Source organism: Saccharothrix syringae (genome assembly GCF_009498035.1).
In the GTDB taxonomy this organism is placed as follows: domain Bacteria; phylum Actinomycetota; class Actinomycetes; order Mycobacteriales; family Pseudonocardiaceae; genus Actinosynnema; species Actinosynnema syringae.
This window is the reverse complement of sequence record NZ_CP034550.1, coordinates 5,423,864-5,447,671: the sequence shown is the minus strand read 5'-3', so window position 1 is coordinate 5,447,671 and position 23,808 is coordinate 5,423,864. Positions and strand designations below refer to the sequence as shown.

The following is a 23,808-nucleotide window of genomic DNA, read 5'->3' as shown; positions in this document are numbered from 1 at the left end:
GGCGGGGACGACCCGGCGGACGCGGACCGCCTCACGAGGCGACTGCCGCGTCAGCTCCGGCGGGCGCCCGTCGACCACCGCGCGTCGCCCCCGTCCGCCCGGCAGTCGCACCAGAGGATGCTCATCGACCACCGCGCGTCGCCCGAGCCCAGCCAGCAGTCGTAGTCGAGGGCGCCGGGGATGTGCTGGGAACTCCCGGGGTTGACGATGGCGTTGCCGCGCGCCTCGCAGCTGGCCGCCGAGTAGAACCAGTCCTCGTAGTAGACCTCCCAGCCCGGAACCTGCCGGACCGTCGCCCGTGCCGCCGCCGGGGAACCGGCGGCGGTGGCCTGCGCCGCCGTCACGGCGCCGAAGCCGAGGAACGCGGCGCACACGGCCCCGCTCACGGCGAGCTTCGACAACTTCTCCATGGCGAACTCCCTCCTCGCTCGTCCCGGCACGGCTGGTGCCGGTCGCGCCGAAGGTAGGGCCGGGCACCGGGGAGCGGTCCCGGCGTCCGCGCGCGGTGCGGCCCGGCGCGGCCGGGCCTCACCCCGGCCGGCCGTCGAGCTCGTCGAGCTGCCGCCGCACGCGGTCGGCGTCGGTGTCGCGGTCCTGGTGCCGGTAGAGCCGGAGCGCTTCGCGCCACACCTCGCGGGCCCGGTCGCGCTGCCCGAGGGCGGCGTGGGGGTGGCCGAGGCGGTCGAGGGTGTCGGTGTACTCGTAGGTGATGCCCAGCTCCCGGTAGCGGTCGAGGGCCTGCCGGTAGTGCTCGACGGCCTCGGCGTGGCGCCCGGTGCGGTGGTCGATGTAGCCGAGGCTGTCCAGGGTGTTGGCCACGGCGCCGTCGTCGGCCTGGTCCCGTTGCAGGGCCAGCGCGGCCAGGCAGTGCTCGCGGGCGGTGTCGTAGTCGCCCAGCCGCGCGTGGTACCAGCCCACGGCGTTGAGCGCGTCGGCCTCCAGCACCGGCTGGCCCAGCGCGCGGTGCAGGTGCAGGGACCGGGTGATGTGCTCCAGCGCCCTGCGGTCGTCGCCCTGCCGCTCCCAGGCCAGCGCGAGCATCCGGTGGGTGTGCGCCTGGTGGGTGGGGTCCCGGTGCTCCTCGGCCAGGGCGAGCGCCCGGTGCATGTGCTCGAACGCCTCCTCGTGCCGCCCCAGCAGCGCCTGGGCGGTGCCGAGCAGCCGGTGGGCCTGGATGAGGGCGCCGGGGTCGGGCAGGTGGGCCGCGGCGGCCAGCGCGGCCCGCCACACGGTGATCCGGTCGTGCAGGTGGCCGCGGCGCTGGTGGTAGCTGTGCAGGCTGCGGGCCAGGTCCCAGGTGGTGCGGTGGCGGCCCCGGGCGGCGGCGTGGTGGTGGGCGGCCAGCAGGTTGGGGTGCTCGGCGTCGAACCAGGCCATGGCGGTGGCGGGGTCGAAGTCGGGGTGCGGGTGGACGCCGGGCGCGGGCGGGTCGAGGGCGAGCGTTCCCCGGGACGGGTAGACGGCCCGGTCGGCGGCGTCGGCGGTGTGCAGGTAGAAGTCGAGCAGCCGCCGCAGCGCCGCGTCCCGCTCGGGTTCGGGCAGGTCGTGGGCGGTGTCGGCGGCGTGGGCGCGGATCAGGTCGTGCATGCGGTGGCGGTCGTGGCCGTCGCGGGTGAGCAGCGAGGCGTGCTCCAGCGCGGCCAGCACGGCCGCGGCCTCGTCGCGGGGCAGGCCGACGAGGCTCGCCGCGGCCGGGAGGCCGATGTCCGGGCCGGGCGCGGTGCCCAGCAGGGCGTAGGCGCGGCGCTGGTCGGGGGTCAGCGCGCGCAGGGACCACGACAGCACCGCGGGCAGGCTGGCGGTGGGGTCGCTGTCCTCCAGCGCGGCCAGGCCCAGGTCGCGCAGGTCGGCGGCGACGACCGACAGCGGCAGGTGGGGGCGGGTGTGGGCGTGGCCGGCGACGATGCCCAGGGCCAGCGGGAACCCGCCGCACAGCCGGATCAGCTCGGTCACGGCCGCGGGTTCGGCGGCGGTGCGGCCGGCGCCGAGCTTGGCGGTGAGCAGGTCGCGGGCCTCGGTGTCGTCGAGCACGCCCAGGGCCAGCTCCCGGCCGGCGACGGCGGCGGCCGTGCGGCTGCGGCTGGTGACCAGCACGGTGCACGTCGAGCCGCCGGGCAGCAGCGGCGCGGCCTGGGCGGCACCGGCGGCGTTGTCGAGCACCAGCAGCATGCGCTTGCCGGCGGCCAGCTCGTGGAACAGGGCGGTCTGGGCCGAGGGGTCGGCGGGTTGGCGGCCCGGGGGCACGCCGAGCGCGTCGAGGAAGCCGCGCACGGCCACGGCGGGGTCCATCGGTTCGCTGTCGGGGCTGAAGCCGCGCAGGTCGACGAAGAGCTGGCCGTCGGGGAAGCGGTGGAGGTTGCGGTGGGCCCAGTGCAGGGCGAGCCAGGTCTTGCCGATGCCGCCGGCGCCGGTGATGGCGGAGATGACGACCGCGCCGCCCCGTTCGGCGGCGGCGGTCAGGGCGGTCAGTTCGGCGTCGCGGCCGGTGAAGTGGGGTGGTGCGGCGGGCAGCTGCCGGGGCACGGGGCCGGTCGCGACGGGCGGGGCGGTGTCGGGGTCGGGGTCCGGGTCGGTGTCCCGGAGGCGGCGGTGCAGCTCGCGCAGGGCCGGGCCGGGGTCGGTGCCCAGGTCCCGCGCCAGCCGCCGCTCGACCAGCCGGTAGTGGGCCAGGGCGTCGGCGGTGCGCCCGGCGCGGTGCAGGGCCAGCAGGTACTGCCCGGCGACCCGCTCGTCCAGGGGGTGCTCGGCGGCCCGCGCGGCCAGCTCCGCGACCAGCTCCGCGCCCTGGCCCGCGGCGAGCCTGGCGTCGACCAGGTCGTGCTCGGCGGCCAGCCGCTCCTGGCGCAGCCGGTCGCGCTCGGCCTCGACCCACGGCCCGGACAGGCCGGCCAGCGGTTCGCCGCGCCACAGCGCCAGCGCCCCGGTCAGCGCGTCGACGTCACCGGTGCGGGCGGCCAGGGCGCGGAACCGGTGCAGGTCGATCACGGACTCGTCGGCCTCCAGCAGGTAGCCGCCGGAGCGGCGGACCAGGCCCACCGCGCCGTCGTGCCCGGCCAGCGCCTGCCGCAGCCGGGAGACGTAGCTGGTCAGCACCGCCCTGGCGCGCAGCGGCGGTTCGTCCCAGACCCGCTCCACCAGGCGCTCGACCGGCACCACGCGGTTGGCGTCCAGCGCCAGCGCCGCCCACACGCACCGCTGCCTGGCCGGCCCCAGGTCCACCGGTCGACCACCCGCCAGCACGACCACCTCACCCAGCAGGCGTACCTCCACGCCGCACCTCCTCCGGGCCATCCTGACCGACGCCCGCGCCCGGCGACCCGCCGGCCCCGTTCACAGTCTTCACCGGTCAGGGCCGCCGACCAGACCAGTCCCGTGTCCGCCGACGCGCCTGATTTGCCCACAAACAGGGTGCGCGAGTGGATCACGCGCTTACGGTGGGCTGGTGCGGATCGGAGGGGGACCGCAGTTCTCAACGCGGCACCGGGCGGATGGCGCCCGGTGCGGCTCGTGCCGTTCAACCCGGTGCCGAGCCCGCTCGGCGTCGAAGCCCCGGTGAGCGCCGATCACTTTCCCCGAGCGTCGACACTCCTGGAGGAGTTGATGGCCGATGCGGTCGATTTGGTGCTGGCCCAGTGGTCGGTGGAGCGCCCGGACGTGGACACCTCGCCGATGGCGGTGCTGGCCCGGGTGATGCGCCTGGCGCGCCTGCTGGAGCGCGAGCTGCGGGAGTTCCTGGCGCACTACGACCTGGAGCCCGGAGAGTTCGACGTGCTGACCACCCTGCGGCGGGCCGGTTCCACGCACGGGATGACCGCGGGGGCGTTCCTGTCGGCGTCGCTGGTGACCGCGGGGGCGATCACCAACCGGATCGACCGGATGGTGGCCAAGGGCCTGGTGGAGCGGGTGCCCGACGCCGCGGACCGGCGGGTGGTGCGGATCAAGCTGACCGACCGGGGGCGGCAGTTGGTGGACGGCATGATGGCCGAGCACATGGCCCACTACGCGCGGCTGCTGGAGCCGTTGGACGACCGCACCAGGGCCGCGGTGGCCGACGCGCTGCGGGCGCTGCTGGAGGTCTGCGAGTGACCGTCCGGGAGCTGCTGCTGATCGGCGGTGGCGCGGGGGTGGGCAAGACGTCGGTCGGCTGGGAGGTGTCGGCGCTGTTGCGGGCGGCGGGCACGGCGCACTGCTTCGTCGAGGGCGACTTCCTCGACCAGGTGCACCCGGCGCCGCCGGGCGACCCGCACCGCACCGCGATCACCGAGCGCAACCTCGCGTCGGTGTGGGCCAACTACGCCGCGCTGGGGCAGTCGCGCCTGATCTACACCAACACCGTCAGCGTGCTCGAAGAGCCGATGATCCGGCGCGCGATGGGGGCCGGACCACCGGTGCGGGTGACGTCCGTGCTGCTCACGGCGGGTGAGGCCACCGTGCGGGAGCGCCTGGCCGGGCGGGAGGTCGGCTCGCAGTTCGAGCCGCACGTCACCCGCGGCCTGGCCGCGGCGGGCAGGCTGGCGCGGGAGGCGCCGGCGCACACCGTGCGGGTGCCGACCGACGGGCGGTCCGTGGTGCGGGTCGCAGAGCGGGTGGTGGAGCTGGCCGGCTGGTGAGGCGGGGACGGTGGGGCGGGGGGCGCGACGTGCGGCCCGGTGGTCGTGGGCTGGGTGGTCGTGCGGCCCCGGGAGACCGTCGGGCCGGGTGGCGTGGCGCATCGGCCGCGGTCCCCTCGTCACCCGATCGATCATGCACACCACTCGGCGGGGTGAACCCCGGGCCTGTCCTGCCCGGCACCGCCCCGGCGCGGCCCGATGATGCCGGGCGTGACGTCTTCTCTCAACCGCCGCGCCCTGCTGCGCGGCGCCTTCGTCGGTGCCGGGGCCGTGCTGGCCGCCGGTGCGGTGGGTCGCGCCGGCGCCGACCCCCTCGGCCTGGGCCAGCTGCTGGCCGCCGGCAGCCAGACGGTGACCCTGCGGGTCGTCGGCACGGCGACGCTGACGGTGGACGCGCCCGCCACGGCGTGCGAGCCCACCCCGCTGCTGTTCACCGGCACCAGGACCGTCCGGCTGGTGGTCGCCGGCACCGACCGCGTGTACCTGCGGTGCGTGGACTTCGCGCTCACCGCGCAGCACCCGGACCTGGGCGCGGTCGCGCTCGGGCTGCCCGGCCGGGCCCAGTCCCCCGACAGCGTGCTCACCAAGGACGCCGACGGGCGGCTGGTGGAGACCTGGTTGCAGTCCTTCGCGCTGACCGTCGGCGACGGCGCCTCGACGCTGGCCACCGCCGAGCCCGGGCAGTGGACGGCCCACCACACCCGGTACCCGCCGCCGGAGGTGACCGCGGAGCCGGACGGCACCACGTCCGGTGGCGCCGTCTACACCCTGGCCGCGCCGATCCGGCTGGGCGCCCCGGACGACCCGGGGACCTCCTACGGGGTGCTGGAGGACTTCCACCCCCGTCAGGGCCTGTCCGCTTGAGTTCGCCGCGGCGGGGTGATCGACCGGTGAGGGTCGTGGTGATCGGTGCGACGGGGACGATCGGCGCCGCGGTGGCCGCCGCGCTCAACGCCCGCGGCCACGAGGTGGTGCCCGCCTCGCGCGAGGGTGCGGTGCGGGTGGACCTGGAGCGGCCGGAAAGCGTGGACGCGCTGTTCGCGGCCGTGCCGGGGATCGACGCCGTGGTGTGCTGCGCGGCCGGTGGCGCGCTGGTGCCCGTGGACGCGGGCACGGACGAGGAGTTCACCAGGGGGTTGCGGGGCAAGCTGCTGGGTCAGGTGCTGCTGCTGCGCCGGGCGGTCCGCCACCTGCCCGACGGCGGTTCGGTGACCCTGACCTCGGGCACCTTCCCCGGGCCGACGCGCGGCAGCGCGTTCGGGGCGCTGACCAACACCGGTCTGGAGGCGTTCGTGGGCGCCGCGGCGGCCGAGCTGCCGCGCGGGCTGCGGGTCAACGTGGTCAGCCCGGGCTGGGTGCGCGAGACGCTGCTCGCGCTCGGCGAGGCGGGCGGCACGCCGGTGGCGGAGGTGGCGCGGGCCTACGTGGCGGCGGTGGAGGACGGCGGCGTGACCGGTCGGGCGCTGGTGCCGTCCGCGTGCCCGTCCGACGTGTCCGTCTGAGGTCGGTTGTCGGGGGGACGGGCGTCCCCCCGACAACCGACCGGCCCCGGGTCAGCGCGGCACGGCGTCGAGCGCCTTGAAGATCCGCTTGTCGGAGACGGTGTAGCGGGTGCCGATGGTCTGGGCGAAGTAGCTCAGCCGCAGCTCCTCGATCATCCAGCGGACCTCGTCGAGCTCGGGGTGCGGCTCGTCGGCGGGCAGGGCGGCGCGCAGCTCCCGGTACTCGGCGTGGACCTCGTGGACCCGGTCCATCCACTCCCGGTCGCGGTCGAGGTTGTGCGGCAGCTTCTCCAGCCTGCGGGTGATGCCCTGCAGGTAGCGGTGCACGTCGGGCAGCCGCTCGGCGCCGGCCTCGGTGACGAACCCGGCGTGCACCAGGCCGGTGAGCTGGGCGCGCACGTCGGCCAGGGACTCCTCGAACACCGCGCCGCGCACGGTGCCGATGCGCAGCTCCGCCTCCTGGGCGGCCTCCAGCACGCGCCGGACCTGGTGGACCACGTCGAAGGTGGCCTCGCCCAGGCCGCGGCGGACGTGCTCGGTGAGCCGGGCGAAGCCCTGCTCGGTCCAGGCGGGGCCGCCGGCGTCGCGGACGAGCTTGTCCGCCGCGGCGCTGATGCAGTCGGCCAGCAGGGGGGCGACGCCGCCGTGCGGGTTGCGGGTCAGGGCCAGCTTCTCGGCGTTGGTCAGGCCGCGCTGCAGGGCCTTGACCGGGGAGGGGACGTTGAGCAGCAGCAGCCGGCGGGTGCCGCGCCACATGGCGTGCCGCTGGCGTCCGGGGGTGTCGAGGATCTCCACGGCGACCGAGTCGCCCTTGTCGACCAGCGCCGGGTAGGCGGTGACGACGATGCCGGAGCGGCGGCGCTGCACGGTCCGGGGCAGGTCGCCGATGTCCCAGCGGGTCAGGCCGGTGCGGGCGAGGTTGCTCGCGGCGGCGGCCAGGGACTCGCGCAGCTGGCCGCGCAGCCGGTCCTTGAGCGCGGCGAGGTCCTTGCCGCGGGCCAGTTCGCGGCCGTCCTCGTCGACCACGCGGAAGGTGAGCTTGAGGTGTTCGGGCACCTGGTCGAGCTGCCAGTCGCCGCGGTCGACCACGACGCCGGTGAGCCGGCGCAGCTCGCGCTCCAGGGCGGGCAGCAGCGGTTCGTCCGGGTCGATGCCGGTCAGGGCCGCGGCGGCGACGTCGGGCACGGGCACGAAGTTGCGCCGGATCGGCTTGGGCAGCGACCGGATCAGCGAGACCACCAGCTCGGTGCGCATGCCCGGCACCTGCCAGGACAGCGAGTCGGCGGGCAGGGTGGTCAGCGCGGGCAGCGGCAGGGCGACGGTGACGCCGTCGACCGCGGCGCCGGGTTCGAACCGGTAGGTCAGCGGCAGGCTGAGCCCGCCGCGGCGCAGCTCGTCGGGGTAGGACTCGGGGGTGACGCCGGTGCGGTCGTTGACCAGCATCGCCTTGTCGAAGGTGAGCAGGTCGGGCTGCTCGCGGCGGGCCTTCTTCCACCAGGCGTCGAAGTGCCGGGCGGAGACCACGTCGGCGGGCACGCGCCGGTCGTAGAAGTCGAAGACGGTGTCCTCGTCGACGACGATGTCGCGGCGGCGGGCCCGGTTCTCCAGCTCCTCCACCTCGGCCAGCAGCTCGCGGTTGCGGCGGTGGAACTCGTGGTGGGTGGTCCACTCGCCCTGCACCAGGGCGTGGCGGATGAACAGCTCCCGCGACAGCCCCGGGTCGATGCGCCCGTAGTCGACCTTGCGGGAGGTCACGATCGGCACGCCGTAGAGGGTGACGCGCTCCAGGGCCACCGCGGCGCCGCGCCGGGCCTCCCAGTGCGGTTCGCTGTAGGTGCGCTTGACCAGGTGCCCGGCCAGCCGCTCGGCCCACTCCGGTTCGACGCGGGCGACGATGCGGCCCCACAGCCGGGAGGTCTCCACCAGCTCGGCGGCCATGACCCACTGGGGTGGTTTGCGGAACAGCGCGGAGCCGGGGAAGATCGCGAACTTCGCGCCGCGCGCCCCCAGGTACTCGGTGGCCGCGCGCTTGCCGGGCTCGCGCTTGGGCACGTCCTTGAGCCCGAGGTGGGACAGCAGGCCCGACAGCAGCGAGATGTGGATGTTGCGCGGGTCGCCGGGCTGGTCGTTGACGTGCACGCCGAGGGTCTTGGCGACCTGCCGCAGCTGCTGGTAGACGTCCTGCCACTCGCGCACGCGCAGGTAGTTGAGGAACTCGGCGCGGCACAGCTTGCGGAACTGGTTGCTCGACAGCTCCTTCTGCTTCTCGCGCAGGTACTGCCACAGGTTGAGGAAGGCCAGGAAGTCCGAGTCCGGGTCCTGGAAGCGGGCGTGCTGCTCGTCGGCGGCCTGCTGCTTGTCCGAGGGGCGCTCGCGCGGGTCCTGGATGGACAGGGCGGCGGCGATGACCATGACCTCGCGGACGCAGCCGTTGCGGTCGGCCTCGACGACCATGCGGGCCAGGCGGGGGTCGACGGGCAGCTGGGCGAGCTTGCGGCCCAGCGGGGTCAGCCTCTGCTCGGCGGGCAGGATCGCGCCCAGCTCCTGGAGCAGCTGCACGCCGTCGGTGATGTTGCGCGACTCGGGCGGGTCGATGAAGGGGAACGCGGCGATGTCGCCCAGGCCGATCGAGGTCATCTGGAGGATGACCGAGGCCAGGTTGGTGCGCAGGATCTCCGGGTCGGTGAACTCCGGGCGGGCGTCGAAGTCGTCCTCGCTGTAGAGGCGGATGCAGATGCCCTCGGACACGCGGCCGCAGCGGCCCTTGCGCTGGTTGGCGCTGGCCTGCGAGATCGGCTCGATGGGCAGCCGCTGCACCTTGAGCCGGTGGCTGTAGCGGGAGATGCGGGCCGTGCCGGGGTCGACCACGTACTTGATGCCGGGCACGGTCAGCGAGGTCTCGGCGACGTTGGTGGCCAGCACCACCCGGCGGCCGGTGTGGGGCTGGAACACCCGGTGCTGCTCGCCGAAGGACAGCCGCGCGTAGAGCGGCAGGATCTCGGTGTTGCGCAGGTCCAGCGCTGCCAGGGCGTCGGCGGTGTCGCGGATCTCGCGCTCGCCGGACAGGAACACCAGCACGTCGCCGGGGCCCTCGGCTTGCAGCTCGCGCACCGCGTCGCAGATGGCCTGGGTCTGGTCGCGGTCGGGGTCGGCGTCCGGGTCGTCGGGGTCCACGACCGGGCGGTAGCGCACCTCGACCGGGTAGGTGCGGCCGGAGACCTCGATGACCGGGGCGTCGCCGAAGTGCCGCGAGAACCGCTCCGGGTCGATGGTGGCGGAGGTGATGACCACCTTGAGGTCGGGGCGGCGCGGCAGCAGCTGCTTGAGGTAGCCCAGCAGGAAGTCGACGTTGAGGCTGCGCTCGTGGGCCTCGTCGATGATGATCGTGTCGTAGCGGCTGAGCATCCGGTCGGACTGGATCTCGGCCAGCAGGATGCCGTCGGTCATCAGCTTGACCAGCGTGTCGTCGCCGGACTGGTCGGTGAACCGGACCTTGTAGCCGACCGCGCTGCCCAACGGCGTGTTCAGCTCCTGGGCCACGCGCTCGGCGACCGTGCGCGCCGCCAGCCGCCGCGGCTGGGTGTGCCCGATCTGGCCGAGCACGCCGCGCCCCAGCTCCAGGCAGATCTTGGGCAGCTGGGTGGTCTTGCCCGAGCCGGTCTCGCCGGCCACGATGACGACCTGGTGGTCGCGGATCAGGGCGGCGATGTCGTCCTTGCGCGCGCTGACCGGCAGCTCACCCGGGTAGGTGATCTTCGGCACGGCCTCGCGGCGCAGCGCGACCCGCAGCTCGGCGGCCTCGATGTCGGCTTCGATCTCCGCGTGGACGGCCGCGCGCGCGTCGTCGTCGCGGACCTTGCGGGCGCCGTCGAGGCGGCGCCCCAGCCGCCGCTGGTCCCGCGTCATCAGGTCGGACAGGCGTTTGCGCAGGTCAGCGTGCGAGGTGGTACTCATTTGGGGTCAAGGATATCGGGGCGGCGAAACCGGTGCCGCCGATTATCCGGCGGATCACCCCCGGGGCAGGGCGCACGGGTGGTTCCGGGGCCCGCCGGGCGGGGTTTTCGGCGGAACCGCGGTCACGGGCGCGGCAGGCAGGCGGCGACCTCGGCGATGGCGTCGAGCGAGTCGTGGTCGAACCGGCCACCCGGGGCGTTCTCGGCCTCGGCGACCGTGACGCGCCCCGTCGCCGGTCGGGCCGACCCGACCTCCGCGCCCGCCCCCGCAGGCACCTCGCCCTTTTGCGAAGACCGGGCCCGGTTCACGCGTAAGGGTCGCGCCCCTCCCGAATCCCGCCCACCAGCTCCCCCAACCGCGCCAGCAGCAGCCGCTGCAAACCCGGGCCGAAGCTGACGCGGGCCACCCCCAACGCCGCCACCTCCCCCAAGCCGGGCTCGCCGGGACCGTGCCACAGGTTGACCGGGCGCCGGTCGACCGCCGCGACGAAGGCGGCGACGTGCTCGGCCGGCAGGCCGATCGGGTAGACGCAGTCCGCGCCCGCCTCCAGGTAGGCGCGAGCACGCCGCACACCCTCGTCCAACGAGCGGTCGCCGTGGATGAACACGTCCACCCGCGCGTTGATCACCAGCTCCGGGTCGGCGGCGCGCACCGCGGCCAGGAAGTCGACCTGCTCCCCCACCTCGACCAACCGCTCGCCGACCGGGTCGGAGTCCTCCAGGTTGCACCCCGCGGCACCGGCCTCGGCCAGCCGCTCGGCGATCACCGCCGGCGGCAGGCCGTAGCCGCGTTCGACGTCGGCGGTCACCGGCACGTCCACCGCGCCACTCACGCGGCGGACGGCCGCGAACGCCTCGTCGGCCGGCATGTCGTGGCCGTCCCGGTAGCCCAGGGCCGCCGAGACGGCGGCGCTGGCGGTGGCGATCGCCGGGTAGCCGGCCTCGGCGAGGACCCGCGCGGACGCCGCGTCCCACACGTTGGGCAGCACGACGGGGTCACCGGGGACGTGGAGGGCGCGCAGCGCCCGGGCCTTGGCCGCGAGGGTGGTGGTCACCCCGGCATTGTCGATCACCGGCGGCGGTGCGCGCGGGGAATCGAGCCGACAAATGCCGGGGTGACCCGCCTCACCGGCTCAGACCGGCTCACCCGGCCGGTGGATGCCGAACGACCACTCGTACCCCTCCGGGTCCAGCACCCGGAACCGGTAGTTGCCCCACTCCGTCCCCGCCGGCTCCCACACCGTCACCGCACCCGCCGCGACCGCACGCGCGTACAACGCGTCCACCGCCGCCTCGTCGGCCAACGTCAGGTAGACCCCGAAACCGCCGGTGTCCCCGCGCCGCGGCGGCCGCTGGTAGCCGTCGCGGTCGCTGAACACGATGACCACCGCGTCGTCCAGCCGCAGCTCGGCGTGCATGACACCGCCGTGCTCGTCGGGGAAGTTCATCGTGGTCTCGAAGCCGAACGCCTCCTTGAGCCACCTCAGGGCGGCCGGGGCGTCGCGGTAACCGAAGTAGGCGTGCAATTGCGTCATAACGGCCACCCTGGCGGCAATCGCGGACGACGACGGCCCTGGTTCGGCAACAAGCCGCCGTTCGGCGGATGGCGCACCCGCGCCCGTCCCGATCTGCTGGACCCTCGATGAGTCGGGGGAGGCCCATCGAGGGGGAGTTGGATTGTTCCGACCCGTGCCGGTGCCCGTGCTGCCACCCAGCACCGCACTGGCCGCCCTGGCGACCGCGGGCGAGCACCACGCCTGGCTCGCGGGCACCACCGGCGTGTTCACCAGCCGACCGTCGGCACCACTGGTGCTGAGCTGGACCGGCCACACCTGGCGCGAGGAACCGCTGCCCGCGCTGCCCACCCCGGCCAGCCTCTCCGGCGTGGCCGCCACCGCACCCGACGACGTGTGGGCCGTCGGCAACACCGGCGGCCGCCCCCTGGTGCTGCACTACGACGGCACCACCTGGCACAGCCTCGACACCCCACCCATGACCTGGGCCAAGGCCGTGGCCGCGATCGGCGCCCACGACGTCCACGTGGTCGGCACCGGCCGCGACGGGCTGCACTGGGACGGCCGCACCTGGCACGTGCGCCCCGTGCTCTCCTCGGCCCGCGAGGGCCTGCAGACCCTCACCCGCACCGGCCCGCGCGAACTCTGGGCGGGCGGCGGCGGCCTGGCCGGGGTCGGCCCCGCCAGCTACGAGTACCCCGTGCTGGTGCGCTGGGACGGCGACGCCTGGCACGACCTGCCCGGCCCCCGGCTCGAACGCGGCCACGTCGCCTGCCTGGCCGCCGCCGCACCCGACGACGTGTGGCTGGCCCACGTGCGCGACGCCGACGGCCTGCGCGTGCACCGCTGGGACGGCACCGGCTGGAGCGAGGTGCCCTCACCCCGCGACGAGGACCGCCTGAGCGTCCACGGCGTCGCCGCGGGCTGGACCTGGGGCGTGCGCGCCGACCGCGGCAGCTTCGAGACCCGCCCCGCCTTCCACCACTGGACCGGCACCGACTGGGAACCCGTGCCGCTGCCCGACGACCTCGCCCGCACCTCCGCCTCCCACGTCGGCCTGGCCACCACCGGCACCACCACCTGGGCCTACCTGAAAACCGCGGCGGGCGTCCACGTCCTGCGCCACACCGCGCCGTAACCTCCGGCGTCGTGACCTTCACCCTCACCGTGCTGGGCACCGCGACCCCGTACCCGCGCCCCGACGACCCCTGCTCCGGCTACCTGCTGCGCACCGACCACACCGCCGTGTGGGTCGACGCCGGCCCCGGCACCCTCGCCGAGCTGCAACGGCACCTGCGCCCCGACCGACTGGACGCCATCTGGATCTCCCACACCCACGCCGACCACACCGCCGACCTGCTCGCCTGCTACTACGCCCTGCTCTTCGCCGACCTGCCCCCACGCGCACCCATCCCCCTCTACGGCCCACCCGGCCTGGCCGACCGCCTGGAGACCTTCCTCGCCGGAGCCGCCCCCAACCCCGCGTCCGCCGCCTTCCAGGTCCGCGAACTGCACGACGGCCACCACGCCGAGGTCGGCGACCTCACCCTCACCAGCCACGCCGTCGAACACGGCCTGCCCGCCTTCGGCCTGCGCGCCCACCACGACGGCGCCGCGTTCGCCTACTCCGGCGACACCGGTCCCTGCCCCGCCCTGCACGCCCTCGCCGACGGCGCCGACCTGTTCCTGTGCGAGGCCGACGGCACCGGACCCCACCACTGCTGCCCCGAGGACGCCGCCGCGGCCGCCAAGGGCGCCGACCGCCTCCTGCTCACCCACGTCGGCCACACCCTCACCCGCGACCAGGCCGCCGAACGCGCCACCGCACCCGTCGCCCGCACCGGCGACACGGTGGTGATCCGATGAGCCGGGCTGCCACGGTGCACCGACGCCGACCACAACCTCGACGTCCCCGGCGACGTCCACCGCTCCCCGGCCGCCCTGACCACCGTCATCACCCGCGTCGAGCACTTCCCCCCGCGACCGGCGCTGAAGCACCGCGCCCTGCGAACCTCCCCCGACCGGGCGACACTGGACCGGTGGAGCTGATCGCGACCGTCCTGGACGCACCCGACGCCCGAGCCCTCGCCCGCTTCTACCGCGACCTGCTCGGCTGGACCCCCGGCGACGACGAACCCGACTGGGTCACCCTCCACCCACCCGGCGGCGGCACCGGCCTGTCCTTCCAGACCGAGCCCGACTACCGGCGCCCCACCTGGCCCGCCACCGACGGCCACCAGCGGATGATGGCCCACCTCGACATCCGGGTCGACGACCTCGCCGACGCCACCGCCCGCGCCGTCGCCCTCGGCGCCACCGTCGCCGACCACCAGCCGCAGGACCACGTCCGCGTCTGCCTCGACCCCGCGGGCCACCCGTTCTGCCTGTTCGTCCCCGAACAGGTCACACCCCGACCGCCCGCGTGATCGACTCCAGCACCCCCGGGAACCGGCGCTCCATCTCCTCGCGCCGCAGCTCGTGGGTGCGGTAGCTGCCCTGCGGGATCACCCGCAGCACCCCCGCCTCGCGCAGCACCTTCAGGTGGTGCGACAGCGTCGACATGCTCACCGGCACGTCGAAGTCACCGCACGCGATGCCGCCCGAGCGGGCGAGTTCGGCGACGATCCTCAGCCGGACCGGGTCGGCCAGTGCGCTGAGCACGGTCGGCAGCGGGACTTTCTCCACGTCCGGGTGTTGTAGGGCGCGCACGGTTTCGCATCGTAGCTCCATCAGTCAAGGGTTTTCTTTAGTCAACACTGAAGTGATTACACTCGAAAGAGTGAATAGTCACCCGATGGAGTCGCGAAGCGTCACGGAGTGAGAGGGCCAAGCCAAAACGCCCCGGAGTGTGACCGAAAGCGCACGGTGCGTCGTTAACTGTAAACACGACCGGTTCTTCCGGCGTAGGCCACCAAGCCCAGCCCGCTGAACCGTCCGCGCGCTTGCCACGGTGTGTTTCCGCAGTGTTTCCACGCGGTTTGAGCTGCGGTTTTACCGCATTCCAGAGGTTTGCGGAGCACGCTGACCTGCGACGCCGCTCCCCCGCCGACCCCGAAGTCGCGGAAAACTGGGCGTTTACCCCGGCATTAACGCCAATACGATCGACATCACGAGGCCGCCCCGCCGCCCGGCCCAGCTCACCGTGGCCCCCGGACTACCCTGCACTGTCCGGGGGCCACACGGCTCCTCCCGACGATCAGGGCCCGGTGCTGCCGCCGACCACCGCGTCGGAGGACGGCGCCTCCCCCGCCTTCTCCGGCGGTGGCACGACCCCGGACAGGTCGCCGCCGTTGTCGTTGACGCGCAGCACGAACGGCCGGGTCTCGGTGTACTGGACCACCGACACCGACGCGGGGTCGACCACGATGCGCTGGAACCCGTCCAGGTGCACGCCCAGGGCGTCGGCGATCACGGCCTTGATCACGTCGCCGTGGCTGCACGCCAGCCACACCGCGCGCGGCCCGTGCTCGGCGGTCACGCGGGCGTCGTGCGCCCGGATCGCGGCCACGGCGCGGGCCTGCACGCCGGCCAGGCCCTCACCGCCGGGGAACACCGCGGCGGACGGGTGCTGCTGCACCACCGCCCACAGGGGCTCGGCGTACAGGTCCTTGATCGCCCGGCCGGTCCACTCGCCGTAGTCGACCTCGGCCAGCTGCGGGTCGACCACGGGTTCCAGGCCGCGGGCGGCGAGCAGCGGCGCGAGGGTCTGCCGGCAGCGCTCCAGCGGCGAGGTCACCACGGCCGCCACCGGAACGCCCGCCAGCCGCTCGACGAGCCCGGCGGCCTGGTGCTCGCCCTGCTCGGACAGCCGCACGCCCTCCTGGCGCCCGGCGAGCACGCCCGACCCGTTGGCGGTGGACCGGGCGTGTCGCAACAAGATCACGGTAGCCACGAGGCCACCTTATGTCGGGTTGATGAGTCCCATCGACAGCAGCCCCATCAGGACGATGCCCAGCAGCAGCCGGTACCACACGAACGCCGAGTAGCTGTGCTTGGAGACGTAGCGCAGCAACCACGCGATCGTGGCGTAGCCGACGGCGAAGGCGATGACCGTGGCGACGACCATCTGCGGGACGCTGGCGGCGTTGGGCTCGGAGCGGTCGAGCACGTCGGGGATGCTGAACAGGCCCGCGCCGAACACCGCGGGCAGGGCCAGCAGGAACGAGTAGCGGGCGGCGGCGGCGCGGTCGAGGCCGAGGAACAGGCCCGCGGTCAGGGTGCCGCCGGAGCGGGACACGCCCGGGATCAGCGCCAGCGCCTGGGCCAGGCCCATGCCGACGGCGTCCTTGAGCTGGAGCCGGTCGCGGGCGTGCTGGGCGAACTGGTCGGCCAGGCCCAGCAGCAGGCCGAACACCACCAGCACGGTCGCGGTGATCCACAGGTTGCGGAACGAGGAGCGGATCTCGTCCTTGAACAGGTAGCCCAGCACGCTGATCGGGATCGACCCGATGATGACGTACCAGGCCATCCGGTAGTCCTCGGTGGCGCGGGCCGCCCTGCTGAACAGCCCGCGGAACCAGGCCGCGACGAAGTTGCCGATGTCGCGGGCGAAGTAGATCAGCACGGCGATCTCGGTGCCCAGCTGGATGACCGCGGTGAACGACGCGCCGGCGTCGTTGCCGAAGAACAGCGTGGAGACGATCCTGACGTGCGCCGACGAGGAAATGGGCAGGAATTCCGTGAGACCTTGGACGAGTCCTAGGACAATGGCCTGCAACCAGCTCAACTACCCACTCCTGCCAGATCCAGAGCTTCGGTCGCCGTGCGCAGCGCGGCGATCCCCTGCTCAAGATCTTGCAGCATGGGTGAAACCGTCAGAGTGGTGACCCCCGCCTCGGCGTAGGCCCGCATGCGGTCTGCTATGCGCTCCTTCGGGCCCAGCAGCGAGGTGGCGTCGAGGAAGTCCACCGGCAGCGCGGCCATGGCGCCCTCGTAGTCGCGGGCCAGGTACTTCTCCTGCACCTCGGCGGCCTCGGCGGCGAAGCCCATGCGCACGGCCAGGTCGTTGTAGAAGTTCTTCCGGCGGCTGCCCATGCCGCCGACGTAGAGCGCGGCGTAGGGGCGGACGTGGTCGGCGCAGGCGCGCCAGTCCTCGCCGACGAACAGCGGCGCGGTGGGCACCACGTCGAACCCGTCGAGGGTCCTGCCGGCCTTCTCGCGGCCGGCGCGCAGGGCGGCCACGGAGTCGGCGGAGTGCTCCGGGGAGAAGAACACCGCCAGCCAGCCGTCGGCGACCTCGCCGGCCAGTTCCACGTTCTTCGGCCCCACCGCGGCCAGGTAGACGGGGATCCGCTCGCGCACCGGGTGCACGGTCAGGGTCAGCGCCTTGCCGGGGCCGTCGGGCAGCGGCAGCCGGTAGTGCTCGCCGTCGTAGCGCAGGCGCTCGCGGCGCAGGGCGGCGCGCACGATGTCGACGTACTCGCGGGTGCGGGCCAGCGGCTTGTCGAAGCGCACGCCGTGCCAGCCCTCGGAGACCTGCGGGCCGGACACGCCCAGGCCCATCCGGAAGCGGCCGCCGGAGAGGGTGTCGAGGGTCGCGGCGGTCATCGCGGCCATGGCCGGGGTCCGCGCGGGGATCTGCATGACCGCGCTGCCCACGTCCACGCGCTCGGTCTGCGCGGCCACCCACGACAGCACGGTGGGCGCGTCGGAGCCGTACGCCTCCGCGGCCCACACCACCGAGAAGCCCAGCCGGTCGGCTTCCCTGGCCAGTTCGAGGTTCGCGGCGTCGTTGCCCGCGCCCCAGTACCCGAGGTTCAGTCCCAGTCGCACAGCCGGGACCGTACCGGTCGGTAACCTGCTCCGCCAGGGCGGGTGCACCCGGAATACCCCTTGACAGGCCGCGTGCCGCGCCCCGCCCCCAAGTCGATCACCCTTTAGGCTCCCCCGCGTGGAACAGCGATACCTCGGCCGCAGCGGTCTGCGGGTCTCCCGGATCGCCCTGGGCACGATGACCTGGGGCCGGGACACCGACGCGGACGAGGCGGCGACCCAGCTGCTGGCGTTCACCGAGGCGGGCGGCACGCTGGTGGACACCGCGGACGTGTACGTGGAGGGCGAGAGCGAGCGCATCCTGGGCGGCCTGCTGGGCGAGGTCGTGCCGCGGGACGAGCTGGTGATCGCGACCAAGGCGGTGGCGCGGCGCAACGACGGCCCGTTCGGCGGCGGCGCCTCCCGGGGCGCGCTGCTGCACGCCTTGGACGGCTCGCTGCGGCGGCTCGGCGTGGAGCACGTCGACCTGTGGCAGCTGCACGCCTGGGACGCCGGCGTGCCGCTGGAGGAGACGCTGTCGGCGCTCGACGCGGCGGTGTCCTCGGGCAGGGTGCGCTACGCGGGGGTGTCGAACTACTCGGGTTGGCAGCTGGGCACGGCCGCGGCGCTGCCCGGGCACACGCCGCTGGTGTCCACGCAGGTGGAGTACTCGCTGCTGGAGCGCGGCGTGGAGCGGGAGGTGGTGCCCGCCGCGCAGCACCACGGGATCGGGCTGCTGCCGTGGGCGCCGCTGGGGCGGGGCGTGCTGACGGGCAAGTACCGCAACGGCACGCCCGCGGACTCGCGGGGCGCGTCGGCGCACTTCGCCGGCTACGTGGAGCAGCACCGCACGGAGCGGGCGGCGCGGATCGTGCAGGCGGTGGCGACCGCGGCGGACGGGCTGGGCACCAACGCGCTGTGCGTGGCGCTGGCGTGGGTGCGGGACCGGCCCGGCGTGGTGGCGCCGGTGGTGGGCGCGCGCGACACCGGCCAGCTGCTGGGGTCGCTGGCGGCCGAGGACCTGACGCTGCCGCCGGCGATCCGGTCGGCGCTGGACGACGTGAGCGCGATCGACTTCGGCTACCCGGAGCGCCCGCTCGGGTGAGGTGTGGGGCCCGGTGCCGGGCCCCACACCCGGGTCCGGGTGGTCACCGGGTCGGTCGGAGACCGCCGAAGTCCACCCGCGCCGCCGTCACCCCCACCGGCCCGGCCGGTAGTCGCCCGCGGGCTGCCGGGTGACGACGTTGAGCCGGTTCCAGGCGTTGATGACCGCGACGAGGGCGACCAGGGCGGCGAGCTGGTCCTCGTCGTGGTGCTTCGCCGCGGCGGCCCAGACCTCGTCGGTGACCGCGCCGGGCGCGTCGGCCAGGCGGGTGCCCTGCTCGGTCAGCTCCAGGGCGGCCCGCTCGGCCTCGGTGAACACGCCCGCCTCGCGCCAGGCCGCGACCAGGTTGAGGCGTTCGGGGGTCTCCCCGGCGTGGGCGGCGTCCTTGGTGTGCATGTCCAGGCAGTAGCCGCAGCCGTTGAGCTGGCTGGCCCGGATCTCCACCAGGTGCCGGGTGGTGGCGGGCAGCGCGGCCGCCACGGCGTTGCCCGCCGCGACGAGGTGCTTGACGACCTTGCCGCCGACGGGGTTGGCGGCGTAGTCGAAACGTGCGTTCATGTGCTCGGTCCTCACTCGTCGTTCGCTGTTCCCGCCACTACCGACGAGGCAGCCCGGCGAAGTGTGAGCTGCCCTCAAGTGATCCGGCTCACGCCCAGGCGCGGAGCTTGTCGGGGTTGCGCATCACCCAGATGTGCCTGATCCGGTCGTCCACGACGTGGAAGGCGAACACCGTCACGGTGACGCCGTCCTCCCGGGCCACCAGGCCGGGCAGGCCGTTGACGGTGCGCTCCAGCAGCGTGACGCCGGTGGCGGCCCTGGCGATCCCGACGTACCGGCGGGCGATCTCCCGGGCGCCCCGGACGGGGTGGGGCAGGGCCGCGGCCCGGCCGCCGCTGTCGGCGACGGCGGTGGCGTCGGGGTCGAGCACGGCCAGCAGCGCGTCGACGTCGCGGGCCTCCCAGGCCCGCTTGAAGCCGCGGACGAGGTCGGCCTGCCGGGCGGGCGGTGCGGCGGGCGCGTCGGCGGCCCGGACGCGGCGGCGGGCGGAGGAGGCCAGTTGGCGGCAGGCCGCCGGGGTGCGCCCGACGATGCGGGCGATGTCGGCGAAGGGGTAGCGGAAGACGTCGTGCAGGACGAACGCGACGCGCTCGGCCGGGGTCATCGCGTCGAGCACGACGAGCAGGGCCATGGTGACCGACTCGTCGAGGGTGACCCGCTCGGCCGGGTCGGCCGGCGACTCCCCCGGTCCGGGCAGCGGCTCGGGGATCCACTCGCCGACGTAGCGCTCGCGGCGGGCGCGGGCCGAGCCGAGCAGGTCCAGGCAGACGCGGCCGGCGACGGTGGTCAGCCAGGCGCCGGGGGACTCGACGGCGTCGCGTTGCGCCGGGGACATCGCGTACCAGCGGGCGTAGGTCTCCTGGACGGCGTCCTCGGCCTCGGTCAGGGAGCCCAGGAGCCGGTAGGCGAGGTTGATCAGCCGGCGGCGCTCGCGCAGGACCTCGGGGTCGGGTGGAGTGGTCATCGGTTCCCTCGTTCGTGTGCGCATCTCACCGGTTCGACGGCACGGGGCACCGGATTGTGAGGTCGGGCCGGTCGAGCCCGGTGGAGCGGCGCGCTCGGCCCGCGGTCCGCCGACCGCGTGCGGACGCCGGGCGGTCCGGTCGGCCGGGCCCGGCCGGCCGGAGTTCGCCGAGTCGGGTGCCCGCGCGAGCCGGATCGGTGAGGATGTTCCCGTGTCGCCTCGCGCGCGTGCCGTCGATCCCGACCGCCTCGCCCGGTGGTGCCGCGAGCACCTGGGCAGCCCGCCGGCGGAGGAGCTGTTCCGGTCCGGGCACCTGTCCGCGGTCGTCGGGTTGCGGCTGGCCGACGGCCGCGAGGTCGTGGTCAAGGCCCGTCCGGACTCGCCGCGGCTGGCGGGCTGCGTCGAGGTGCAGCGCCGGCTGTTCCGCGCCGGCTATCCCTGCCCCCGGCCGCTCACCGGCGTCACGCCGTTCGACGGCGACGTCGCCACCGCGGAGACCTTCGTGCCCGGCGGCGACGCCCTCCCGGGCGCGGACCACGCGGCCGTGGCCTTCGCCGAGGCGTTCGCGCGGCTGATCCGGCTGGCCCCCCGGCCGGCCGAGGTGCCCGCGCTCGACCCGGCACCGTCGTGGGCGGACTGGGACCACGCCGGGGAAGGGCTGTGGCCGCGGTCGGAGGAGGACCCCGGTGTCGACCTCGACGGGGCGGCCGGCGCGGAGTGGGTCGACGAGGCCGGGCGGCGTGCCCGCGACCTGCTGCGCGCCGGCGGGTCCGACGCCGTGATCGGTCACTGCGACTGGCTGGCCGGCAACCTGCGCTGGAACGGCGACGCGCTGCTGGTGGTGCACGACTGGGACAGCGTGGTCGCGGACGGCGAAGCCGTCCTGGTCGGCTTCGCCGCCGCGCTGCACTCGACCGCCGGCGCGGACGCGCTCGCCACCGTCGGGGAGACCGAGCGGTTCCTCGACGCGTACCGCCGGGCGCGTGGCCGGGGGTTCGGCGCCGGCGAACTGCGGCGGGCGTGGGCGGCGGGCGTGTGGACCAGGGCCTACGACGCCAAGTACCAGCACGCGGTCGGCCGGCCCGTCACCTCGCTGTCGGAGGACGAGGCCCGCGAGCGCCTCCGTCGGGCCGGCGCCGGCTGACCGCCTTCGAAGGGCGCCCCGCGACCCGGGGTCTCAGGGCCTGGCCAGGGCCTGGTCGACCAGGCGGAGCCAGTGGCGCACGCCGGTGAGCTGGTCCTCCAGCCAGGTGGCCACGTCGGCGGCCAGGTCGAGGGCGCGGGGTGTGCGCACGCGGCCGGCCAGGTGCTCGACCAGGCTCTGGATGCGCCGCACGGGCGGCGGGTGCAGGTCGGCGAAGGGCACGGTCAGGCCCAGCTCGGCGGCGAGCCGGTCGGTGACCTCGTGCAGGAACAGCACCAGCAGCAGCGCGCCGACCAGGCAGGGTTCGTGCACGTCCAGCTCGCGGGGGCCGAGTTCGTCGAGGGTGTGCAGCAGCATGGCGGCGGCCAGCCGGTCGGCCTCGTGCTCGCGGGGCCAGCCGACGACCTGGGCCTCCAGGGGGCCCACGGGGGTGCCGGGGTCGGTGCGGGTGCCGGCGGGCGGCAGGTGCCCGGCCAGCACGTGGGCGACCTCGTGGGCGAGCACGAACTGGGTGGCGCGGCGGACCATGAGCCCGACCAGGGCCAGGCGCTGCCCGGACAGCTCGGGCAGGCGGCGCACGGACGCGGCGCCGTTGCCGTAGAGGTAGGCGTTGACGGCCTCGGCCAGGGCGTAGGTGGCCTGCTCGTCGGTGAGCAGGGGTGGCGTGCCGTAGTTGGGCAGCGCCCCGGTCATGATCTTCAGGACGCCGTCGAGCAGGTCCAGCACGGCGGTGTTGACCAGGACCAGCACGCCCAGGCCCGGTAGCGGGACGCTGAGGCCGTCGAGGGTGCCGGTGGGGAACACGCCGGCCAGCACGGGGGTGTCGGGCGGGTGGCCGGCGGCGTGCGCGAGGTGCAGCACCTCCGGTTGCAGGGCGTCGAGGGTGCGCTGCTGGTCGTGCAGGTGGGCGGGCCGGTAGGGGCCGGGGCGCACGCGGGCGTCGACCAGGCGGGCGAGCCTGGCGGGCGGCGGTTCGGCGGCGACCTGCGTCCAGGTGTGGTAGCGCTCGGGCGCGGGGTCGCGGTGCGCGGGCGGCTCCAGGCGGTCGACCACGCGCCGGTCGCGCAGCAGCCTCAGGTGCCGGGCCCGCAGTTCCTCGACGGTCATGGGGACGCCTCCGGGGGTCACCTGGGATAGTCGTCCGCCCGGCCCCGGGGGTACGGGCGGCGGCCGACTATCACCTCAGCGGACCAACGACAACACCCTCCCCCCGCGTGAGGATGGTGGTTCGGTGATTGGATGCTGGGGAGGCATGGGCGAACGGGTTACAGCTTGGAGGTCCGACGTTGCGCCGACTGGCCGCGGTGGTGCTCACCGGAGCGGTGGTGGTGTCCGGGTGCGCGACGGAGGAGAACCCGGGCGACCCGTTGCAGGTGGCGGCCACGCTGGAGCCGGCGCGACCGGCCGCGTCCCCCGAGCAGTCCGCGGACCTGCCGGGCACGGTGGTGCCGGTGGGCGGTGGCTCGTCGGTGGTGGTCGCGGGCGGGCGGGTGGCGGTGGCGGTGACCGACCCGCCGTCGGTGGTGGGCTTCGACCTGGGCGCGCTGTCCGCGCCGCCGGTGTCGGTGCCGCTGCCGGGTCCGGCGGAGCGGCTGGTGGCCTCCGGTGACGCGGTGGAGGCGGCGGTGCCCGCGGGCGCGGTGGTGACCGTGCGGCCGGACGGGTCCTCGTCGGCGCGGGAGGTCCCCGGCGGCCCGGTGGACGTGGTGACGGCGGGCGGGCGCGCGCTGGTGGCGCAGCGCGAGGCGGGGCGGGTCCTGGTGGGCGACCACGCGGTGGGCGGCATCAACAGCCCGGACCGGCTGGTGGCGGTGGGCGACCGGGCGGTGGTGCTGGACCGGCCGCGCAGCGCGGTGTTCGACCTGGACCCGTCGGCGGACCGGCCGGGCGCGGGGCTGCGCGCGGGAGAGGGCGCGACCAACGCGGTGGCCGACCGGTTCGGGCGGGTGTTCGTGGTGGACACCCGGGGCGGGGAGCTGCTGGCGTTCTCGGCGAACCCGCTGATCATGCGGTTGCGCTACCCGCTGCCGGGCGGGCCCTACGGCCTGGCCTACGACGCCGCGCGCGACCTGCTGTGGGTGACGCTGACCGAGCGCAACGAAGTGGTGGGGTTCGACGTGTCGGGCGGTGAGCCGGTGGAGCGGCACCGGTACGCCACGGTCCGCCAGCCCGACTCGGTGGCGGTGGACCCGGACGGCGGACGCGTGTTCGTCGTGTCTGGGTACGGTCGAGGGATGCAGGTGATCGGATGACGGACGAAGGGGTGGTCGACGGGGACTGGGAGTACCGGCCGCTGCGCTTGCCGGCCGGGGTCTCGCGTCGCACCGCGACCACGCAGTTGGCGATCCACGCGGAGTTCTCCGGGTGGGAGCTGTCCCGGACGCTGCTGTTCGGCGACGGGTCCAGGAAGGTGTGGTTGCGCCGCAGGCGCACCGCCGCGTCGCTGCCGGGCGTGATCACCTAGCCCGGGTGGCCAGCTCCCCCGGTGCGGGCGCACCGGGGTGGGTGCCGTGCGGCCCGGGGCACCGCGGTCGGGTCGACCGGGCTGGTGCCGCCGGCCGCCTCCACCGGTCCCGACCTCGTCCCCGCCGTCGGGTGGCACGGGGTCGTTCGCCGCGCGGGGGTCCGCGCGTGCCGCCGCTCGCCGCTGCCGGTTCCCCGCCGGGTGACGGCCCGTCATCCGGTCATTCGTCCTCGCCGGTGCGGG

Annotated in this window: 24 protein-coding genes; 11 read left to right on the top strand and 13 right to left on the bottom strand. The window is 74.9% G+C overall.

Annotated features, from left to right (window positions below; all coding sequences use genetic code 11):
- Positions 1–50 precede the first annotated feature (50 nt).
- The gene (locus EKG83_RS23580) at positions 51–410 is read right to left on the bottom strand and encodes a hypothetical protein (RefSeq protein WP_033431091.1); all 360 of its coding nucleotides are present in this window, start codon (positions 408–410) and stop codon (positions 51–53) included.
- 118 nt (positions 411–528) lie between these two features.
- Complete coding sequence (locus EKG83_RS23575; protein ID WP_322746684.1) at positions 529–3,270, bottom strand: AfsR/SARP family transcriptional regulator; 2,742 nt, start codon at positions 3,268–3,270, stop codon at positions 529–531.
- A 330-nt stretch (positions 3,271–3,600) separates the two neighbouring features.
- Here EKG83_RS23575 and EKG83_RS23570 point away from each other — a divergent pair, with 330 nt between their 5' ends.
- The 4 genes from EKG83_RS23570 to EKG83_RS23555 all read left to right on the top strand — a co-directional run bounded on the left by EKG83_RS23570 (position 3,601) and on the right by EKG83_RS23555 (position 6,112).
- Complete coding sequence (locus tag EKG83_RS23570) at positions 3,601–4,086, top strand: MarR family winged helix-turn-helix transcriptional regulator (RefSeq protein ID WP_033429714.1); 486 nt, start codon at positions 3,601–3,603, stop codon at positions 4,084–4,086.
- Positions 4,083–4,610: a nucleoside/nucleotide kinase family protein gene (locus EKG83_RS23565; RefSeq protein ID WP_033429366.1), complete on the top strand. Its 528-nt coding sequence runs from the start codon at positions 4,083–4,085 to the stop codon at positions 4,608–4,610. Before EKG83_RS23570 ends, EKG83_RS23565 begins: the two co-directional genes overlap by 4 nt.
- 210 nt (positions 4,611–4,820) lie before the next feature.
- Complete coding sequence (locus EKG83_RS23560) at positions 4,821–5,474, top strand: hypothetical protein (RefSeq protein ID WP_033429367.1); 654 nt, start codon at positions 4,821–4,823, stop codon at positions 5,472–5,474.
- 26 nt (positions 5,475–5,500) lie between these two features.
- Positions 5,501–6,112, top strand: coding sequence for a short chain dehydrogenase (locus EKG83_RS23555; protein WP_033429368.1), 612 nt, complete (start codon positions 5,501–5,503; stop codon positions 6,110–6,112).
- A 51-nt stretch (positions 6,113–6,163) separates the two neighbouring features.
- On the opposite strand, the gene hrpA is transcribed toward EKG83_RS23555, so the two are convergent.
- The 4 genes from hrpA to EKG83_RS23535 all read right to left on the bottom strand — a co-directional run bounded on the left by hrpA (position 6,164) and on the right by EKG83_RS23535 (position 11,600).
- Positions 6,164–10,066: an ATP-dependent RNA helicase HrpA gene (gene hrpA, locus EKG83_RS23550; protein ID WP_033429369.1), complete on the bottom strand. Its 3,903-nt coding sequence runs from the start codon at positions 10,064–10,066 to the stop codon at positions 6,164–6,166.
- A gap of 122 nt (positions 10,067–10,188) precedes the next feature.
- A complete protein-coding gene (locus EKG83_RS23545) occupies positions 10,189–10,341 on the bottom strand; it encodes a hypothetical protein (protein WP_153278325.1) in 153 nt (50 codons plus the stop codon).
- A gap of 29 nt (positions 10,342–10,370) precedes the next feature.
- On the bottom strand, positions 10,371–11,120 hold the full coding sequence (locus EKG83_RS23540) for an isocitrate lyase/PEP mutase family protein (RefSeq protein ID WP_033429715.1): 750 nt from the start codon (positions 11,118–11,120) through the stop codon (positions 10,371–10,373).
- A gap of 78 nt (positions 11,121–11,198) precedes the next feature.
- Complete coding sequence (locus EKG83_RS23535; protein WP_033429370.1) at positions 11,199–11,600, bottom strand: VOC family protein; 402 nt, start codon at positions 11,598–11,600, stop codon at positions 11,199–11,201.
- A 142-nt stretch (positions 11,601–11,742) separates the two neighbouring features.
- Here EKG83_RS23535 and EKG83_RS23530 point away from each other — a divergent pair, with 142 nt between their 5' ends.
- From EKG83_RS23530 to EKG83_RS23520, 3 genes are all read left to right on the top strand, one after another.
- Positions 11,743–12,717 (top strand): hypothetical protein, encoded by a 975-nt coding sequence (locus tag EKG83_RS23530; protein WP_033429371.1) that lies wholly within the window; start codon positions 11,743–11,745, stop codon positions 12,715–12,717.
- Between the two features lie 11 nt (positions 12,718–12,728).
- Positions 12,729–13,445, top strand: coding sequence for an MBL fold metallo-hydrolase (locus EKG83_RS23525; RefSeq protein WP_033429372.1), 717 nt, complete (start codon positions 12,729–12,731; stop codon positions 13,443–13,445).
- Between the two features lie 173 nt (positions 13,446–13,618).
- Positions 13,619–14,005, top strand: a complete 387-nt coding sequence (locus EKG83_RS23520; protein WP_033429373.1) for a VOC family protein — start codon at positions 13,619–13,621, stop codon at positions 14,003–14,005.
- On the opposite strand, the gene EKG83_RS23515 is transcribed toward EKG83_RS23520, so the two are convergent.
- The 4 genes from EKG83_RS23515 to EKG83_RS23500 all read right to left on the bottom strand — a co-directional run bounded on the left by EKG83_RS23515 (position 13,983) and on the right by EKG83_RS23500 (position 17,351).
- Positions 13,983–14,288 (bottom strand): ArsR/SmtB family transcription factor, encoded by a 306-nt coding sequence (locus EKG83_RS23515; RefSeq protein ID WP_033429374.1) that lies wholly within the window; start codon positions 14,286–14,288, stop codon positions 13,983–13,985. The two genes, EKG83_RS23520 and EKG83_RS23515, sit on opposite strands and share 23 nt — an antisense overlap.
- 487 nt (positions 14,289–14,775) lie before the next feature.
- Positions 14,776–15,471, bottom strand: a complete 696-nt coding sequence (locus EKG83_RS23510; RefSeq protein WP_033429375.1) for a histidine phosphatase family protein — start codon at positions 15,469–15,471, stop codon at positions 14,776–14,778.
- A 9-nt stretch (positions 15,472–15,480) separates the two neighbouring features.
- Positions 15,481–16,305 carry an undecaprenyl-diphosphate phosphatase gene (locus EKG83_RS23505; protein ID WP_033429376.1) on the bottom strand — a complete coding sequence of 275 codons (825 nt, stop codon included), beginning with the start codon at positions 16,303–16,305 and terminating at the stop codon, positions 15,481–15,483.
- Positions 16,302–17,351, bottom strand: coding sequence for an LLM class F420-dependent oxidoreductase (locus EKG83_RS23500; RefSeq protein WP_033429377.1), 1,050 nt, complete (start codon positions 17,349–17,351; stop codon positions 16,302–16,304). Before EKG83_RS23500 ends, EKG83_RS23505 begins: the two co-directional genes overlap by 4 nt.
- Before the next feature lie 118 nt (positions 17,352–17,469).
- Between EKG83_RS23500 and EKG83_RS23495 the strand changes: the two genes are divergently transcribed.
- On the top strand, positions 17,470–18,435 hold the full coding sequence (locus tag EKG83_RS23495; RefSeq protein ID WP_033429378.1) for an aldo/keto reductase: 966 nt from the start codon (positions 17,470–17,472) through the stop codon (positions 18,433–18,435).
- Between the two features lie 87 nt (positions 18,436–18,522).
- Here the strand turns inward: EKG83_RS23495 and EKG83_RS23490 are convergent, their stop codons facing one another.
- Together EKG83_RS23490 and sigJ are read right to left on the bottom strand one after the other, a co-directional pair.
- Positions 18,523–18,993: a carboxymuconolactone decarboxylase family protein gene (locus tag EKG83_RS23490; RefSeq protein ID WP_033429379.1), complete on the bottom strand. Its 471-nt coding sequence runs from the start codon at positions 18,991–18,993 to the stop codon at positions 18,523–18,525.
- A gap of 88 nt (positions 18,994–19,081) precedes the next feature.
- Positions 19,082–19,957 (bottom strand): RNA polymerase sigma factor SigJ, encoded by an 876-nt coding sequence (gene sigJ, locus EKG83_RS23485; RefSeq protein WP_033429380.1) that lies wholly within the window; start codon positions 19,955–19,957, stop codon positions 19,082–19,084.
- Between the two features lie 211 nt (positions 19,958–20,168).
- On the opposite strand from sigJ, the gene EKG83_RS23480 reads away from it, so the two are divergent.
- Positions 20,169–21,101: a phosphotransferase family protein gene (locus EKG83_RS23480; RefSeq protein ID WP_033429381.1), complete on the top strand. Its 933-nt coding sequence runs from the start codon at positions 20,169–20,171 to the stop codon at positions 21,099–21,101.
- A 33-nt stretch (positions 21,102–21,134) separates the two neighbouring features.
- Here EKG83_RS23480 and EKG83_RS23475 read toward each other — a convergent pair whose 3' ends face one another.
- The gene (locus EKG83_RS23475) at positions 21,135–22,208 is read right to left on the bottom strand and encodes a M48 family metalloprotease (RefSeq protein WP_153278323.1); all 1,074 of its coding nucleotides are present in this window, start codon (positions 22,206–22,208) and stop codon (positions 21,135–21,137) included.
- A 179-nt stretch (positions 22,209–22,387) separates the two neighbouring features.
- Between EKG83_RS23475 and EKG83_RS23470 the strand changes: the two genes are divergently transcribed.
- Together EKG83_RS23470 and EKG83_RS23465 are read left to right on the top strand one after the other, a co-directional pair.
- A complete protein-coding gene (locus EKG83_RS23470) occupies positions 22,388–23,353 on the top strand; it encodes a YncE family protein (protein ID WP_033429383.1) in 966 nt (321 codons plus the stop codon).
- Positions 23,350–23,565, top strand: a complete 216-nt coding sequence (locus EKG83_RS23465) for a DUF5703 family protein (RefSeq protein WP_033429384.1) — start codon at positions 23,350–23,352, stop codon at positions 23,563–23,565. The genes EKG83_RS23470 and EKG83_RS23465 overlap by 4 nt, the downstream gene beginning before the upstream one ends.
- Positions 23,566–23,808: the final 243 nt, after the last annotated feature.

Coding starts and splice junctions, on each gene's coding strand:
- EKG83_RS23580 (WP_033431091.1), bottom strand. CDS start 410: ATGGAGAAGTTGTCGAAGCTCGCCGTGAGCGGGGCCGTGTGCGCCGCG.
- EKG83_RS23570 (WP_033429714.1), top strand. CDS start 3,601: ATGGCCGATGCGGTCGATTTGGTGCTGGCCCAGTGGTCGGTGGAGCGC.
- hrpA (WP_033429369.1), bottom strand. CDS start 10,066: ATGAGTACCACCTCGCACGCTGACCTGCGCAAACGCCTGTCCGACCTG.
- EKG83_RS23535 (WP_033429370.1), bottom strand. CDS start 11,600: ATGACGCAATTGCACGCCTACTTCGGTTACCGCGACGCCCCGGCCGCC.
- EKG83_RS23490 (WP_033429379.1), bottom strand. CDS start 18,993: ATGAACGCACGTTTCGACTACGCCGCCAACCCCGTCGGCGGCAAGGTC.
- sigJ (WP_033429380.1), bottom strand. CDS start 19,957: ATGACCACTCCACCCGACCCCGAGGTCCTGCGCGAGCGCCGCCGGCTG.
- EKG83_RS23475 (WP_153278323.1), bottom strand. CDS start 22,208: ATGACCGTCGAGGAACTGCGGGCCCGGCACCTGAGGCTGCTGCGCGAC.
- EKG83_RS23465 (WP_033429384.1), top strand. CDS start 23,350: ATGACGGACGAAGGGGTGGTCGACGGGGACTGGGAGTACCGGCCGCTG.